The sequence below is a fragment of the Serratia sp. KH_031 genome, from assembly GCF_057839655.1.
The window spans coordinates 4488968-4507706 of record NZ_CM174496.1; the positions used below are offsets into that span (position 1 = coordinate 4488968).

7 protein-coding genes are annotated in these 18739 nt (G+C 53.5%); 5 read left to right on the forward strand and 2 right to left on the reverse strand.

Features of this window, described 5'->3' with window-relative positions; genetic code table 11:
- Positions 1-7 precede the first annotated feature (7 nt).
- Positions 8-691, forward strand: a complete 684-nt coding sequence (gene gntX / locus AC3ISQ_RS20370) for a DNA utilization protein GntX (protein WP_489349445.1) — start codon at positions 8-10, stop codon at positions 689-691.
- Positions 692-749: 58 nt separating this feature from the next.
- The gene (gene nfuA / locus AC3ISQ_RS20375) at positions 750-1325 is read left to right on the forward strand and encodes a Fe-S biogenesis protein NfuA (RefSeq protein WP_489349447.1); all 576 of its coding nucleotides are present in this window, start codon (positions 750-752) and stop codon (positions 1323-1325) included.
- 56 nt (positions 1326-1381) lie between these two features.
- Here the strand turns inward: nfuA and malQ are convergent, their stop codons facing one another.
- Together malQ and malP are read right to left on the reverse strand one after the other, a co-directional pair.
- The gene (gene malQ / locus AC3ISQ_RS20380) at positions 1382-3484 is read right to left on the reverse strand and encodes a 4-alpha-glucanotransferase (RefSeq protein WP_489349449.1); all 2103 of its coding nucleotides are present in this window, start codon (positions 3482-3484) and stop codon (positions 1382-1384) included.
- A 9-nt stretch (positions 3485-3493) separates the two neighbouring features.
- Positions 3494-5899, reverse strand: coding sequence for a maltodextrin phosphorylase (malP, locus tag AC3ISQ_RS20385; protein WP_489349451.1), 2406 nt, complete (start codon positions 5897-5899; stop codon positions 3494-3496).
- A 343-nt stretch (positions 5900-6242) separates the two neighbouring features.
- Between malP and AC3ISQ_RS20390 the strand changes: the two genes are divergently transcribed.
- The 3 genes from AC3ISQ_RS20390 to AC3ISQ_RS20400 all read left to right on the forward strand — a co-directional run bounded on the left by AC3ISQ_RS20390 (position 6243) and on the right by AC3ISQ_RS20400 (position 18710).
- Positions 6243-7880: a ShlB/FhaC/HecB family hemolysin secretion/activation protein gene (locus AC3ISQ_RS20390; RefSeq protein WP_489353410.1), complete on the forward strand. Its 1638-nt coding sequence runs from the start codon at positions 6243-6245 to the stop codon at positions 7878-7880.
- Positions 7881-7950: 70 nt separating this feature from the next.
- Entirely contained in the window at positions 7951-18408 is a 10458-nt protein-coding gene (locus AC3ISQ_RS20395; RefSeq protein ID WP_489349452.1) for a hemagglutinin repeat-containing protein, read from the forward strand.
- On the forward strand, positions 18405-18710 hold the full coding sequence (locus AC3ISQ_RS20400) for a hypothetical protein (protein ID WP_489349454.1): 306 nt from the start codon (positions 18405-18407) through the stop codon (positions 18708-18710). The genes AC3ISQ_RS20395 and AC3ISQ_RS20400 overlap by 4 nt, the downstream gene beginning before the upstream one ends.
- Positions 18711-18739: the final 29 nt, after the last annotated feature.

The following is an 18739-nucleotide window of genomic DNA, read 5'->3' on the forward strand; positions in this document are numbered from 1 at the left end:
GACGACTATGCTATCAATCCGCAGCCGCTGTTGGCTATGCCAACAACCATTACAGCTCGCCACTCAGGGTATATGCAGCTACTGCCTACGCCATCTGCCCCAAAAACCGCTCTGCTGCCCTTGTTGCGGCTTACCTTCTGGCGATCCATTGCATCCTTGTGGACGCTGTTTACAGCATCCACGCCCTTGGCAACGGTTGATCTTTGCTACCGACTATTGCCCGCCAATCAGTCAGTTAATCAAAAAATTCAAGTTTCACCGCTCACCAGAGTTAGCAGGAACTTTGGCACGTCTGCTATTACTCAACTGGCTACAAATCCGCCGAGAGCAATATCTGAACAGACCCGATGTGATTTTAGCCGTACCCTTACAGAATCAACGTTGCTGGCAACGCGGCTACAACCAAAGCGATCTGTTGGCGCGGCCACTAGCGCATTGGTTAGATTGCGAATATCGGCCAGCGGCTTTACGCCGTATACGCGCCACGGCACCGCAACAACGACTGGTTGCCCGCTTACGACGGCGTAATCTGCGTGGTGCTTTTCGCTGTGACGAGAATTTCGCCGGGCAACACGTCGTCTTGCTAGATGATGTCGTTACCACTGGTAGTACGGTGGCGGAAATCGCTAAACTGTTGCAGGCGCAAGGTGTCGCATCGTTACAAATCTGGTGCGTTTGCCGCACGTTGTAGTGCCACGGCAATGGGCGTATTATAACCTACTATAGAAGTCAACTATTGAGCTAATGCTATGATTCGTATAACAGATGCTGCACAGGAACACTTTGTCAAACTATTGGCAAACCAAGAGGAAGGCACCCAAATCCGCGTATTCGTGATTAATCCGGGTACTCCGACCGCAGAATGCGGTGTTTCTTATTGCCCGCCAGACGCGGTGGAAGCGACAGATACCAAACTGGAGTTTGAGAAACTGTCCGCCTACATTGATGAACTGAGCAAGCCGTATCTGGAAGACGCCGAGATCGACTTCGTGACCGATCAACTGGGTTCACAACTGACGCTGAAAGCACCCAACGCCAAAATGCGTAAAGTGGATGATGATGCCCCGTTGATGGAACGTGTGGAGTACGAATTGCAATCGCAAGTCAACCCGCAACTGGCCGGTCACGGCGGTCGGGTGACATTGATGGAAATCACTGAAGACGGTTACGCCGTCCTACAATTCGGCGGTGGCTGTAACGGTTGTTCAATGATTGATGTTACGCTAAAAGACGGTATTGAGAAACAGCTACTCGTCAAGTTCCCAGAACTGAAAGGCGTACGCGATCTGACAGAACACCAGCGCGGCGAGCATTCATATTATTGATTTTTAAAAAGTCAGTGATTTACCACAGGGCCAGTTTTTACACTGGCCCTGCTGTTTTAACCCACCGATACCTTCCTGCGCCGTTGATCCAAATCCTTCAATAACCGGTTAACCTGCTGATCGGCGAACATATCCTCCAGCTTGGTACTCAATTTGCGCCGCCAGTTAGGATATTGATCGCTGGTACCGGGAATATTCACCGGTTGGTTCATATCCAACCAATCCTCTGGTTGCAGGCCAAGCAAGGCGCTAGCGCTATCGGCAACATAACGTTGCAGGCCACGATTCAAGATTGGGTTCATCGTCAGCAACGCCGCTTTCTTGCCCACTTTCTCTGGTACGCAGTCGTAACGATGTAAACCATCCAACAATCCCTGCTTTGCACGTTCGCGATCGGTAAACAGCTCTTTCAAGATCGCCTCATCCGGGTACAACCCCAACTGCTTGCCAAGCGTCAGATCGCCGCTCTCCCAATACCCGCGCAGCGTAGGTAAATCGTGCGTAGTGATGGTCGCCATCGCTTGCACCGGGTAAGCCTGCGGGGCGCGGAATTGATTGTCGCTATCACGTTCAAAGTACAGAACTTTGTAGGAATAAACTCCGCTATCGCGCAGTTTGCCGACGATCTCCACCGGTACCGTCCCAAGATCTTCACCGATCACCATGCAGCGATGACGCTGGCTTTCCAGAGCCAATACCGCAAGAAGGTCATCCACCGGGTATTTTACATAGGCCCCGTTATCGGCCGTTTCACCGTAAGGTATCCACCACAGACGCAGCAACGCCATCACGTGATCGATCCGCAACGCACCGCAACTGGTCATATTGGCACGTAGCAGATCGATGAACGGTTGATAACCCCGTTCCGCCATCACATGCGGGTTCATCGGCGGTAATCCCCAGTTTTGGCCTAGTGGGCCGAGGATATCCGGCGGCGCACCAACCGAAGCTTGTAGGCAATATAACTCACGATCGCACCAAGTCTCGGCCCCCCCTTCCGCCACACCGACCGCCAAATCGCGATACAAACCAATCGGCATTTTCTGCTGCTGGCTCTGCAAGAAACACTCTTCGAATTGATTCGCGGCCAGCCATTGCAGCCAAAGGTAGAACGTCACCTCGTCCTGATGTTGCTGGCAAAACTGCGCTACAGCCGCGTTATCGCCATGCTGATATTCTTGCGGCCACGCAGGCCATCCCCACTGGCTGCTGTCTTGCGCCGCCAAATGCGCATGTAACGCATCGAACGCTGCCTGCTGGTACAGACTACTGCCTCCAGCAAGGACAAACGCATCGAAGGCACGCCGCATTGAATCGCCACTGCTACGCACCTGAAACTGTGGAAATGTCAGCTTCAACGCTTCTAATTTCAAACCAGTGACGGCGCTGTAATCTACCCAATCATTTTGTCGAGCTTGAGCGAGCTGTTTTTGCGTCGTAGTTTTGTTCCACCACTTTTGCGCCGCCTTGCTAAGATGGAAATCCTCAACTCCAGTGACATCGATATACAGCACGTTCAACCAACGGCGCGACGACGGGCTATACGGGCTAGCACTTTCCGGGTTGGCTGGGTACAGCGAGTGAATCGGATTGAGGCCAATAAAGGCTCCACCGCGCTCCGCAATTTCCATCACCATATTCCGCAGATCGCCAAAATCGCCGATGCCCCAATTACGGTTGGAGCGCAGCGTATAAAGCTGCACACAGGCTCCCCACAGTTTTTGACCGGTGAGTAGAGCCTCTGGTTCGTAGCAACGTTTAGGGGCGACGATCAGGCGACAGCCCCATTGCTGTTGACCCTGCGTCAACGTCAGTTGGTGATAACCCAACGGCAGCTTACCGGGCAAAGTGAGGGTTTTACCGGCGCTGGCGCGTCCCTGTTGTTGGCTAGCATATTGTTGGCTGCCCTCTTCCAGTTCCAACTCCCAGTGGTACTCTCCACTGCCCGTCAACGGCAGGCTTACCGGTGTGCCTTGCTGAAACACTTTCACGACTGGCAGTGGCGTAACGACGGCTTCCTGCACAGCCTCACCGCGCCCCATCGCCGCCAACAGCTTGCGTTTGGTATCCGTCGGGATCGCTTGCTGCTTACCGTGAGCATTAATGTAATCGGCTGCGATCCCCGCCAGGGTTGCTGCCTGATCGATACCTTTACGCATGAGTTCTCCTTAACGTTTGGCTTGCCAGATACGCTGCTGATAATCGCGGATCGAGCGATCCGAGCTAAACATCCCTACACGCGCGGTATTCAGGATGGTACGGCGTGTCCACTCATCGCTATCACGGTACAGTTGGTCAACCTGCTGTTGGGCTTGGCAATAGGAGGCAAAGTCCGCCAATACCAGATAAGGATCGCCACCTGCCAATAGGCTGTGCAGCATCATGTCGAAAGCCTGCTTGTCGCCGTTGCTGAAGGCTCCGCTCGCCAGTTCGTCCAATATCACCTTCAAATACTTATCTTTCTTGCTGTAACTCAGCGGATCGTAGCCTTTCGCCAGAATCGCTTTTACCTGTTCAACGGTATTTCCGAAGATAAAGATATTGTCTTCACCCACCTGCTCGGCGATCTCGACGTTAGCACCATCCAGCGTTCCAACGGTCAACGCCCCGTTCAGCGCCAGCTTCATATTGCCGGTGCCGGAAGCCTCTTTACCGGCGGTAGAAATCTGTTCAGAAATGTCCGCGGCTGGGATCATCAGTTCCGCGACCGAGACACGATAGTCAGGGATAAACACCACTTTCAGACGATCTTTGACGATCGGATCGTTATTGATCTTCTCTGCCGCTTGGTTGATCGCGTAAATAATATTCTTTGCCAGATAGTAGCCCGGCGCGGCTTTCGCACCGAACAAGAACACCCGTGGCACGATGTCCAATTGCGGGTTGTCACGCAGTTGGCGATACAACGACAAAATATGCAGCAAGTTCAAGTGCTGGCGCTTGTATTCGTGCAGACGTTTGATTTGTACGTCGAAGATCGCATCCGGGTTAAGCGTCAGCCCCATCACGCTATGTACATAATTCGCTAGCGCAACTTTGTTATCACGTTTGATTTGACGATATTGATCGCGGAAAGCCAGGTCATCGGCGAACTTCTCCAGCCCTTTCAACGCATCAAGATCGTTCGCCCATTCCACTTTCAACGTGCTATCAATCAAGCCAGACAACGCCGGGTTACACTGTTTCAGCCAACGACGCGGCGTGATGCCGTTAGTGACGTTGTGGAATTTGTTCGGCCACAGTTGGTGATATTCCGGGAACAGATCTTTCACCACCAGATCCGAGTGCAACTGCGCGACGCCGTTAACCGCAAAACCGCTGACCACACACAGGTTAGCCATGCGAACTTGTTTGTTGTAATGCACCGCCAGTTTGCCCCAAACCGCTTCATCACCCGGCCACTGTTTATTGACCAATTTTTTGAAGTTGGCGTTGATCTGTTTGATGATAGAGAAGTGGCGCGGCAACAGGCTGCGCACCAGTTTTTCATCCCAACACTCCAGCGCTTCTGGCATCAACGTATGGTTGGTGTACGCGAAAGTGTTACTGGTAATCGCCCAAGCCGCATCCCAATCCAACTGATGCTCGTCCAGTAAAATGCGCAGCATTTCAGGAATGGCGATGGTCGGGTGAGTATCGTTCAGCTGGATCACTTCGTACTTCGGCAAGTCCTCAATCTTACGCCCGGCTTGATGGTGTTTACGCAGAATATCCGCCACCGAACAGGCGCATTGGAAGTATTGCTGCATCAGACGCAGGCGCTTGCCTTCCTGATGGTTATCGTTCGGATACAACACCTTAGTCAGTTTCGCCGCGTCTACGCCCTGCTTCTCAGCCTGCAAGAATTTACCGTCGTTGAAATCGCCTAAATCAAACGGATGTGCATGGGTGGCCTGCCACAAACGCAGCGGTTGAGTGACGCCATTGCGATAGCCCAACACCGGTAAATCCCAAGCTTCACCGCGCAGAGTAAATGCCGGGTGCCACAGCTCACGGCCATCTTGCAGTTTTTCTACTTTGCCGCCAATGCCCACATCCACATTGAGCGCGGCATTGTGGCGGAACCACGGATAGTGCTCACGCAGCCAATTATCTGGCGCTTCTTGTTGATGACAATCTTTAAAAGACTGACGGAACAAGCCGTATTGATAGTTCAAACCATAGCCCGTCGCTGGTTGCTCTACGGTGGCCATGGAATCCAGGAAACAGGCCGCCAATCGCCCCAACCCCCCGTTACCCAAGGCAGGATCGGTTTCTTGTTCCAGCAAGTCTGCCAATTTGATTTGTTGTTCCGCCAACGCGGCCTCAACGGTGTCATACCAACCCAGATTGATCAGGTTATTCGCCGTCAAACGACCAATCAGGAACTCCATCGAGATGTAGTTAACGTGGCGCAGCGGTTTACTGCTCGCACGAGGCGCAGGCTGAGCGGCCAACTGTTCGGCCAATGCACCACTGACCGCTTGCCACCATTGGTGCTGGGTCATTTGCTGGGCAGAACTCAAACCAAAACGCTGCCACTGACGGGTCAGTGCCGCGAGGAAAACATCCTTTTTAAGCATGGGCTGGGACATAGAAAAGGCTCTCTATCGGTAGAATGAGTCAATTTAGCGCTGTTATGGCATGGAGAATAGCCGTGGAGAAGACTGCGCAGCATCATCCTGCTTGAGGATTAGCTGGGGAGGAGGGTCGGGGCGTAGCTAAAATTGTGAATTCAGACACTCGGTGACTCCATCGCCAAAGATCTAGGTGCTTGCTTTTAGACCACTATCGCTTGATAATCCGCGCCAATTCATAAATTTTTACAATTAATACATTCAGTCAAGGATGACGTTGATGACCCGTTATTTGGCATTGCTTTCCAAAGCTAGCCTGTTTTGCTTCGCAATGCAGCCTGTCGCCCTGCTTTCAGCCAATATGCTCCCCCCTTCGCTGCCCCAAAATGCGGCCGCAGCGGTCATTGATGCCCAAGAACAAATGCGGCAACAGGAAAGGGAACGTGCGCTACAACAACAAAATACGCCGCAAACTGACATTCGGCTGAATCGCCCAAATGTCTCCTTGCCAGATTACCCGGCTAATGAGTCCCCTTGCTTTACGATTCATACTTTTAAATTGGTAGGCGATTCTGCCAGTCGTTTCCAATGGGCGCTTGATGCGGTGAAAGACGCTAAAGGCCGTTGTTTGGGATCGCAAGGGATCTTGCTGGCCATCAATAAAGTACAAAACGCCATCTTAGAAAAAGGCTACGTGACCACCAGAGTCATGGCGCAAGAGCAGGATCTCACCCAAGGAGCATTGACTCTCCAGCTACAACCGGGTCGCATTGATAAGATCCATTTTGTTGAACCGGTATCTTACCGCGCCAGATTATGGAATGCCGTGCCTGCCGATTCAGGCGATATCCTTAATCTAAGAGATATCGAACAAGGCTTGGAGAATTTCAAACGGGTGCCGAACGTCGAGGCGGATATCCAAATTGTGCCGGGATCACAAGAAGCCACCAGCGATCTGGTGATCAGTTGGAAAGAAAGCCGCCCGTTCCATCTCAGCCTCGGACTTGACGATAGCGGCTCTGAAAGCACCGGCAAATATCAAGGCTCCGCGACGCTGTCGATTGACGCCCCCTTCGCCCAGAACGATCTTTTCTATGCCAACATCGGCAGAAGTTTGTTCCGCGATGGCCCTTACGACAGCCGCTCTAATACGCTGAATTACACCATTCCAGTCGGCTACTGGAGTTTCTCGGCCAACTACAACGACTATACCTATCACCAGAACATTGCCAATGCCAACGAGGTGCTCACTTACAGCGGCAAAAGCGAAAATGTCCAATTCACCGCTTCCCGCCTGCTATTTCGTAATCAGGCGCACAAAACCACTCTCAATCTGCGCGCCTATCGCCGTCATTCAACCAATGCGGTGGATGACATTGAGATTGAGCAGCAACAGCGCCGCACGGCAGGCTGGGAGCTAGGATTCAGCCAACGCAGTTACCTCGGCAATGCGGTGTTGGATGCCAATATCAACTGGCGTAACGGTACCGGAGCGTTTGGCGCGCTACCTGCACCAGAAGAGGCCTATAACGGTGGCACATCCCGTCCCAACATGCTCATGGGAGACATCAGCCTAAACCAACCTTTCCAATGGCTCAGCCAATCTTGGCGTTACAACACCAGCTTGCGCGGGCAATGGAGCGGCCAACCGCTAACACCACAGGATCGTCTGGCGATTGGCGGGCGCTATACCGTGCGGGGATTTGATGGTGAACAAAGCCTCTCGGGTGAAAAAGGGTTGATTTGGCGCAACGAGCTCGGTTGGGCGGTGTTGGCCAGCAATCAGGAACTGTATTGGGGTGTGGATTATGGCCGGGTAGATGGCCCCGGAACCCGCTACTTAGCCGGGCAACAACTGGCGGGCAGCGTGTTAGGTGTGCGCGGAGCACTGTGGCAACGCTTCAGTTACGACCTGTTTGTGGGCTTACCGCTCTACAAACCGGAAGGTTTCCATACCTCTGGCACCACCGCCGGTTTCAGCATCAACCTACAAATCTAGCCATGATTTCTAAAGGGAATAGGCAAACATTTTTTGCCGCTTGGATCAATATTTCTCAGGGATGTAGCTCATGAACAAACATTGCTATCGCATCATTTTCAGTCGTACCCAAGGTGAACTGAGAGTGGTGTCAGAATTGACCCGTAGTTGCAGCACCATGCCAGGGCAAAGCCGTGGAACAGGCAGCACTCGCCTGTGGGTAACGTTACGCCGCGCTGGGTGGTTGGTTGGGCTAGCCTTGTTTGCCTCTCCAGCACTCGCTAACGGGATCGTTGCCGACGGTAGCGCTGCGCAGCGCCCGGAAGTCATCACCACGCAGAATGGGCTGCCACAGGTCAATATCAATGCGCCCAATCAGGCCGGGGTATCACATAACCAATACCAGCAGTTTGACGTCAACAAACAAGGGGCGATCCTCAACAACTCTGCGGTAATGACCTCCACCCAACTGGCCGGTTACATCCAAGGTAACGCTAAACTCGATCCGAACAAAGCTCCGGCCAAAGTCATTATTAACGAAGTGAATAGCAACAACCCCAGCCAGCTACGCGGTTTTCTGGAGGTCGCAGGGGGCAAGGCACAGGTCGTCGTCGCTAACCCATCGGGCATCGTGTGTGACGGTTGCGGAACCATCAACGCCGGGCGAATGACGTTAACCACCGGTAAACCGCAACTCAATGCCGATGGCAGTTTGGCCGGTTATCAGGTGGAGCGAGGGGTTATTCGGATTGAAGGTGGCGGCCTCAATGGTGATACTCGCCACGATACCCAATATGCCGAGATTTTGGCTCGGGCGGTGCAGATCAACGCCGGAGTCCGGGCGCAGGAAAGTATCTCCGTTGTCGCGGGGCGTAACAAAATCAGCGCCGATGGCAAAACCATCACTGCCTTAGCAACAGACGGAAACACCCCAGAAGTGGCGATTGATATGGGGCAACTGGGCGGCATGTACAGTGGCGCTATTCGCATGGTCGGCACCGAAGCTGGCGTCGGCGTGCGCAATCAAGGTGGGCATCTACAAGCAGAAAAGACGTTAACCATCAGTAGTGAAGGCAAACTCAGCTGGCAATCTGGCACGGCGGAGTCATACACGCAGGCCGGGGGAAATATTACCCTGACCGCCAGAGACAGCGTTGAACACCACGGCAAACTTTACAGCGGTGGTGAGCTTGCCGTGCAAAGTCGCCAAGGTGGAATTCAGCAATCAGGAACGCTGGCCGCCGCAGGCAATGTGACTTTGCAATCGGCGCAGGCCATCCAAAGCAGCGGACACCTTTTAGCGGGTAGCGATGCCAACAGCACCTTGACTCGCCAAGCCGATTTAACACTCACTAGCCAGTCAGATATTCGTGCCAGTGGCAGTTTGCTGAGCCAGAAAAAGGTCAGCGTCACTGGCCGTCAGATCGATTTAAGCCAAAGCCGTTTGGCGAGTCAGCAAGCGGTGTTAACGGCCAAAACCGGTGATGTTGCCCTGAAACAAACACAGGTAGACAGCGAACAATTCACCATTAATAGCCAAGGCAATATCCACACGCAACAAGCGCAAATCCGCGCAGGAAACTGGCAAATCACCGGAGATAGCCTGTTCAACCAATCGGGTGTTTGGTCACAGGTGGGAACGGGTGAAAGCCGCTTTACTCTAACGGGCGGCTTGGATAACACCGATGGCAGCATTGAAACGCAACGACTCAGCCTGAATACCACCACGCTCAATAACTTACGCGGACGCTTGGTGGCGTTGGATGGCACTGCGCAGCATTGGCGCGTCAGTGGCCTGCTGGACAACCAGTCTGGAGTGTTGGGCAGCAATGGTAGCCTACAACTGGATACCGGCGCGTTGGACAACCGAGATGGCACGCTGCAAAGCCAATCGCATCTTGCGGTGACAACACAACGCGAAGTGAATAACAGCCAAGGTAAATTGCTCTCCGGCGGAAACCTGACGTTAAGCAGCCAGTCCATGAATAACCAACAAGGGTTGCTAAACGCCGGAGAAATGCTGGATATCAGCACCGCAGGCAACTGGGATAACCGCAACGGTACTGCGCTGGGTGGAAAACAAGCCAACATAGTCACAGGTAGCTTAGACAACTCGGCTGGCAAAGTGCAATCAGGCGGAGCGTTAAATCTCAACACCACTGGCAACGTCAATAACCACGCCGGTTATTTAACCGCGCAGCAAGATCTCGTTTGGCAAGGGAGTCCGCTCAGCCTATTCAATAACGATGAAGGCAAACTGCTAAGCGGCGGTGCGATGTCGCTGCGCGGTGGACAACTGAACAACCGGCAGCAAGGGTTGATACAGAGCCAGCAAGCGCTGACCTTGAACCTCGATGGCGCGTGGGATAACCAAAGCGGAAAACTCGCCAGTGGTGGCAGCAGCACGGTGCGCGCACTCAGCCTGCTCAATACACAAGGTGAAATTCAGGCGTTAGACAGCCTAGATATGCAGTTCACCCGCGCCTTGGACAACCGCAGTGGCAATATCATTAGCCAACTCACGCAGCGTTTGCAGGCCGAGGATATCTTTAATACACAAGGATGGATCGGCAGCCTAGGAACGCTGACAACGGTCAGCCAGCGCTTTGATAACCGTGAAGGGGAAGTCGTCAGCCAGCAAGATGCCTCTTTGACCGCCAACACCTGGGATAACCAATACGGCATCGTGCAATCTGCCGCCAATGCGATACTGCGCACCGCTCAGGATATCTACAACCAAGGTGGGAAGATCAGCGCTCAGTCGCGTTTATGGCTACACGGGCTAACTGACTCACTTCCCGCTGGCGTGGTACACAATGCCGGTGGACAACTACTGGCGGGTGAGCAATTGCAGATCCGCGCTCAAGGCATTGATAACCAGCAAAATGGTCTGCTCTACAGCCAAAAACAACTATCTTTGACCTTAAACGGCCAGCTAGATAACCGTTTGGGCAAAGTACAAAGCGGCGAAGAAATGCAGATCAGTGCCGCACAATTGCTGAACGCACAGGGTTTCATTACCAGCCAACAGCAGCTCGGTATACAGCTCTCTGGCTTACTGGATAACACCCAAGGCACGGTGCGGTCTAATCAGGCGCAACAGATCGTGGCTGACCAATTAAAGAACCAGCAAGGCACCCTCAGCAGCCTAGGGAATATTCAGCTTACGGCAAACCAGTTGGATAACCAGACGGGCACTATCGTCAGCCAAGGAACCGGTATCTACCAGCTCGGCGAGCTCAATAACCAACAAGGTAAGATCCACAGCGGTGCCGCACTGAGCCTGAACAGCAACAGCGTGAACAATCAGGCTGGGCAGTTAGTCTCCAGCCAATCGCTAACACTCAACAGTACCGATATAGATAACAGCAATCATGGGATTATCAGCAGCCAAGGCACGCTAAGCGTACAAGCCGATCAGCTGAACAACCGGGATGGCGGCCTACTCATCGGCACCACACATACTGAAGTCAACGCGCGAACCTTGGATAACACCTCGGGCCGAGTACAAAGTGCGGGCACCCTGACCTTGTCACAGTTAGATTCGCTGGATAACCGTCAGGGTACCATTCTCGCCAATAACACACTGAGCATCAGCGGAGGGTTCGTCCCTTCCCTCGCGCTATTTAACCAAGGCGGCTACATCCAAAGCGGCGGTATGCTGACCGTCGCCACGCGCTCATTGAATAATCAGGGCGGCACCCTACTCAGCCAGCAGGCACTAACGCTAAGTGTTGCGCAGGATTACACCCACCGCATCGGGGATACCCTCAGCAGTAACACTGCCGTCACCTTGCGTGTCGCGGGCATATTGACCAATCTGGCTGACTGGCTGTTGCCGGGCTCACTCACGCTCCACAGCACCCACCTCAACAACCTCGCGACGCTGGTGGGCAGCACCGTGCAACTAACCACCGGCGCATTGCTTAATCAAGGGCGCATCGAAGCCGATACTCTGACCATCGACAGTGACAGTTTGGACAACCAAGCTACGCTGATGGCCGATAATCTGACGGTCAACAGCCGCACCCTCGACAACCACGGGAGCAATGCGCTGATCGCTGCCACCGAACACATCAGCCTGATGACCGGTGAGCGCTTAACTAACCGCGATCAGGCATTGATTTACAGCGCGGGCACCTTGCAGTTATCCAGCAGCGATTTGATCGAGAACCGCGCCAGCTATATCGAAGCAGAGGGCGATATCACCCTCGAAGCCAAACGCTTCGACAACCTGCGCGAAGGGTTGGTCATTGAGCGTGACGCCGAGACCAGTGACTACCAATGGCACCGTTATAACTACTACTGGCGCTCTTATGGCTCCGGGGTCAATACCGATGTCAGCACCCTGGCACCGACCACACAGTCATTAACCTTCCGTAATGATGCTGCGGTTGAGAGCAACCCGTATGGCACCTTACTGAACATTGACGCCGCCACCAAGCGCGCAGAAGTGCGGGTGAAAAACAATCTGGGGCAACCGATCAGCCTCTGGGTTAACTATCTGGCACTGGTGCCGAATGCTGATGGCAGCTATGCCATCACCTTCTACGAGACCCAAGGCTGGCGGCAGAACGCCGGGGTGCCGACCCCTTATCACAATACCTTCTGGCGTGAACACGACCGTGGGCAGATTGAACAGTGGAACCCAGAGCGGTATCTGGATATCGCCAGTGCCCCTTATGTCAGTGATTACAATAACCTGCGTGAACGCACAGTGACCGGCACCGTCACCACCGATAAGCTGGTTTCTGCCGGTATCGGGGCACGTGTGCTGGCTGGTGGTAACTTATTCCTGCGTGTTACCGGACAACTACTGAACGATGCCAGCACTATCAGCACCAATGGCGACCTAACGATTGACGGCAATGCCAACATCATCAACCGGGGTTACTCGGTGAATGAGCGGCGCCAAGAGTTTATTGTCGACCACTACGACCGAGATACCAATCACTGGTACCCGACCTTTAACCGCGATGAAACCACCGCCTTAACCACCGTTGACGGCGTCATCAGCGGGCACGGCAACGTCACGATCAGCGGCGCACATCTGGAAAACACCACCGTCAATCAAGCGCAAATCAGTGGTGTCGAAGCGGCGCAGCAGGCCGCCACCGCCGAACGGGCAGAATGGGAACGCAACCCGTTAGCCGTCAACATCGACGGTGGGGATTGGCAAGATGCCGAGACCGGGCTACCTCCACTCACCCCTGCAGAACTGGCCTTGACCGACAAACAGCATCTGGGCAACGTGGCAACTTCCATCCCCAATAATGGCCTGTTCCGTCAGCAAACGGCGGCAAACAGCCCGTATCTGGTGGTGACCGACCCACGCTTTGCCAATCGCAGCAACTTCCTCAGCAGTGATTATCTGCTGCAACGCGTCGGCTATGACCCGAGTGCAGTCCACAAACGTCTGGGCGATGGCTACTACGAACAACGCTTGGTGCGGGAACAGTTGCTGATGCTGACCGGTCGCCCTTCCGTGCGCGGCGAGGATGCGATGGCGCAATATCAGTCGCTGATGAATAACGCCATCAAGACCGCCGCAGATTTCCATCTGGTACCGGGCGTCGCCCTCACCCCGGCGCAAATCGCCGCATTACAGCAAGATATCGTCTGGCTGGTGAGCGAAACCGTCGACACCGAAAGTGGCCCGCAGACCGTCTGGGTACCGAAAGTTTATCTGGCTAACCAAACGGTACGCGTCACTGGTGATGGCGCGGTGATTGCTGGCGGCAATCTCCAGCTCTCAACCGACAGCCTCACCAACGCCGGTAATCTGTTTGCCGACAAAGCCTTAAGCATCGACACCGGCCAGTTCCTGCATCAAGGCGGCGATATTCGTGCTGACTCGATTAACGTGCTGGCCGACAGCATCAGCCTGAGCACCAACCTGCAAGATGCATTGCGTCAGGCCAGCATGAGCGCACGTGAACTCAACCTCAGTGGTGGAGATATCACTTTGCAAGGTGCCAAACTCAGCGCCAGCGAGAACCTCAGCCTGAGCGCCAGCAACAGCCTGAACATCACCACCGCACGCAGCACCACCACGGCCGATGTGGAGGTCATCTCCGGCTCGATGGGCAACCGTAAACGCGAAGGCTGGGAAGAGGCAGGCTCGCGCATGGCGCAGGTCAGCGGGGAATTGCAACAGGCACTCGGCAGCACCCTGTCGGCCGGTGGCGACCTCAACCTCAACGCCGGAAAAGACATCACCTTGCAAGGTAGCGAAGCCAAAGCGGGCGGTAAAACGCGGGTTCAGGCTGGCGGTAATGTCTCCCTGCTGGCAGATACCACCACCAACACCACCCACTTGGCAGCCAACAGCAGCACCTCTTCGGTCAGCAACGACCGACAGGCCGATACCCTGCACACCAGCACCTTAAGCGGTGACAACGGCGTGACGATTTTGGCGGGTGGCGACTTTGTCGCACAAGGCGCACAGGTTGAAAGCACCGAAGGCAGCATCGGCCTGCGCGCGCAGCAAGTCACCATCAAAGAAGCTCGTCAGCAGGTGAATGAAAGCGACAGCGAACAAAACAAAGTCGGTAAATCACAAAGCCAGCGCAGTGTCGAAAGCGCCAGCGATACCTCGGTAGGCAGCCTGTTCAGCGCCAAAGAGGCCGTCACGGTCATCGCCGATAACGGCGATATCAACGTGCAAGGCAGTACGCTGCAAAGTGAACAAGGCACCCTCGGCCTAAAAGCCGCCGGGGATATCTCACTCACCGCCAGTCGGGATGAACAGCATCGGACAGAACAAGGCAGTCATGGCAGCGGCAAGTCTCTGAGCAATACCGCCCAAGGGAGTCTGTTGGTCAGCGGGGATAATTTGCTGCTTGAGGCCGGACGGGATATCACCACGCAAGCCGCTGGTATGGTGGCACAGAATAACGTCAGCCTGAGCGCCGGGCGTGACGTCAGTCTTAACACCCAACAAACCCGTGAATACAGCGAAAGCAAACGTGATCGTACCCAGCAGGTGGATGATACTGTCCGCCAACAAAGCACCGAAATTGCCAGTGGCGGACATACCTCTGTCCTGGCCGGACGCGACGTCACCCTGAATGCCACGCAGGTACAAGCCAGTGGTGACATCGCCATGGGTGCAGGCCGTGATCTGACCCTGAACAGTGCCACCGAAAGTGATTACCACTTCTTCGAAGAAACCAAAGTGAAGAAGAAAACCTTCTCGAAAACCACCACTCACCAAGTGCAGGAAGATTACGCTACCCATGAAAAAGGCACGATGCTGAGTGGCGATAACGTCAGCCTGCTGGCGGGTAATGACCTGAAAGTACGCGGCTCTTCCGTCGTGGGCGATGAACAGGTTTCACTGCAAGCAGGCAATAACATCGATATTATTGCCGCCACCGAAGAGCAATCCAGCTATCGCCTGAACGAGAAGAAAAAGAGCGGTATGTTCAGTGGCGGTGGTTTGGGTATCACCATCGGGAGTACGTCCAGCCGCCACCAAGTGAATGAAGCCGGAACGACGCAGAGCCAGAGTGTGAGCACTATCGGCAGCACCGGCGGCGACGTGAGCATCATTGCGGGAGGGAATGCACACATTGGTGGTGCGGATCTGCTGGCGAAGAACAATCTGTCGATTGCCGGGAAAAACGTGCAGATAGATCCGGGGCTGGATATGCGTCGGCGTGATGAAACTTTCGAGCAGAAAACCTCGGGTCTGACGCTGGCGTTGTCCGGCACGGTGGGTAGTGCGTTGAGTTCAGCCGTTGATACCGCGCAAAAAGCCAATGATGAAAGTAACGGTCGATTAGCGGCCTTGCAAGGCACCAAAGCCGCACTTTCTGGTGCGCAGGCAGTACAAGCGGCGCGGCTGGACGGGGCTCAAGGGGGTGATCCGGCGAATACCAATACGATCGGCGTCAACCTGTCTTACGGTAGCCAGTCGTCTACATCGACCCAGCACAGTGAGCAGAACACGGTTCAGGGCAGCAATCTGACGGCCGGTAACAATCTGAATATTCTGGCGTTTGGTGATGGAGATAAAAAACAGAGCGGCGATATCACGGTTGTTGGTAGCCAATTGCAGGCCGGTAAAGACGTCAACATGAATGCCAACCGCGATATCAACCTGATATCTGGCGACAATACCAGCCTGCTAGACGGTAAGAATGAGAGTAAAGGCGGCACGGTGGGCGTAGGCATTGGTGTCGGCTCGGGCGGCTTCGGGATTAGTGTTTCTGCCAGCGTCAACAAGGGCAAAGGCTCAGAGAGCGGCAACGGCACCACCCATACCGAAACCACGGTCAACGCGGGTAACAACGTCAATATCGTCAGCGGACGTGACACTACCCTAATCGGTGCGCAGGTCAGTGGTGAAACGGTGAAAGCGGACGTCGGGCGCAATCTGACACTGCAAAGCCAGCAAGATAGTGACTATTATGATTCGAAACAGCAAAACGTCAGCGCAGGCGGTAGCTTTACCTTCGGCTCAATGACCGGTTCGGCAAGTGTTAACGTCAGCAAAGACAAGATGCATTCTACCTACGATAGCGTGCAAGAGCAGACCGGGATTTTTGCCGGCCAAGGCGGTTTTGATATCCATGTTGGGGAGCATACGCAGTTGGATGGCGCCGTTATTGGTTCAACGGCAGATGCCAGCAAGAACAAACTGGATACGGGTACGCTAGGCTTTAACGATATCGATAACAAAGCGGAGTACAAGGTCGAACACCAGAGCGTGGGTATCAGCACCGGCGGCAATATCGGCAAAGAGTTTGCAGGGAACATGGCAAACAGCCTGTTGGTCGGCGTGAACGGCAGCGACAGTGCCAGCTCGACGACGAAATCGGCGGTGAGTGAGGGCTCACTCATTATTCGTGATAGCGAGAAACAAACGCAAAATGTCGATGACTTGAGCCGCGATGTTGAACACGCCAATCAAGCCCTCTCCCCTATTTTTGATAAAGAGAAGGAGCAGAACCGGCTGAAGGAAGCGCAACTGATTGGGGAAATCGGCAATATGGCGATGGATATTGCCAGAACCGAAGGGCAAATACGGGCGACGACAGCGGGTAAAGAGGAACTGGCGAAACGTAATCCACCGGTAAAAGAGCCGGGAGAAGGAGCGACAAAAGACGACTGGAAAGCGTACAACGCGACATTAGCGAACACCTCGGCGTACAAGAAAGCACAAACCGAATGGGGTACAGGGAGTACTATCCAGAGAGGGATGCAGGCAGCAACAGCAGCGATCCAAGGTTTGGCTGGCGGCGATATTAAAGCAGCTATCGCTAGTGGCGCAGCGCCCTATATCGCGAACGTTATCGCCAAAAGCACTGATGATTTGGCGGCACGCACGCTAGCTCATGCTGCGGTGAATGCCGCGATCGCAGCAGCACAGGGCAATAATGCCGTGGCGGGTGCTGCAGGTGCCGCAGCGGGAGAGCTCGCGGCCGGGATCATCAAAGACCAATTGTACGGCAAAGACACCAAAATTAGTGACTTGAGCGAAGATCAGAAACAAACCATCAGTGCGTTGGCTACTTTGGTCGGTGGTCTTGCGGGTGGGCTGACGGGTGATAGCTCGGCAGATGCGGTGGCAGGTGGTCAGGCGGCGAAGACGACAGCTGAGAATAACTATCTGAGTGTGTCGGAGAAGACAGAGCTTGAGCTGGCGAAGCTGAAACTCCAGAATAGTAAAGACCCGGCAGAGCGTGAGCAGGCGCAGCTGAAGGTGAATGAACTTCGTGAAAAGGATATTGCCAGCGACAAGAAAGTGATAGATGCCTGCGGAAATGGTAATGCCGGAAGTGCGGGTTGTGCCAGTGCAAGACTGGAAGTTATTGCGGCCAAAGGTGAGTACGAAACTGGGCCGTATAACTCGAAGGTGAGCCAGCAATACTCGGATGCCTACGGCCAGATAGTTAGCCTGCTGAATATCACCAGTGTTGATGCACAGAATCAGCAGCAGGTGAAGGATGCAATGGTGAACTATGCCATGACGCAACTTGAGGTTGATAAAGCGACGGCCACGGCATATATCGAAAGCTATGACGGAATGAAAATTATAGCAGCTTCAGTAACCCCCATTTTGGGTAATGCAGCAGCAAGCAAACTAAGTTCTTTGACAAATAAAGTTGTATCCGCTGAAACTGCTCAATCAGCGCAAACCATAAAATCTTATGGTCCACATGAAGCTGGCCCATTAGGTAATCCAAGCGACCAACGAGCCCCTGCTTCAACATTCAGAAGTGGGACATATACTGAGAAAGTTGCAGAAACGGATATTTATCTATATCGAGATTATGGCGGTTCAGCGAAAGTTGATGGCCGTTATTGGACTCCAGAACCATCAAAAGGTCCGTTGCAATCTCAGTTGGATAGTGCAGTTCTCCCTGAATGGGGAAACACTTTCCAAAATCAAGCAATTATCAAGATACCTAAAGGAACAACGTATTACGAAGGTGCAGCAGCAGCCCAAACTGGTACTAAAGGAACTAATCCAACACTACATGGTGGTGGTACTCAGATATTTTTACCTACGCCACAGAATGACTGGATCATAAAAAAATGAAATCGAATGAAATAGTTGCACAATGGGTCAGTAAGAGGAGTTCATTTTACTTCTTTCTGCCAGATGGTCCTTATGGAAGACCTTTTGATAATCAGTACTTAGTTGAAAAAATAGAAGAAACTCTAGACGGTTTTAAAATCTTTCTTTCGGATAACCTGATGCTCCATTTTATTGGAAATACAGATGTTGAGGATGAAGGATGTAATCTGTTAATTAAGAATTTTAATTACTGCATTTTTGAAGTAAGTGGAAATAATATGAAAAAATATGATCATGGTGAAGTGGTTTTAAGTGGCTTCTAAATGACTTTAACCCCGGCGAAGGCCGGGGT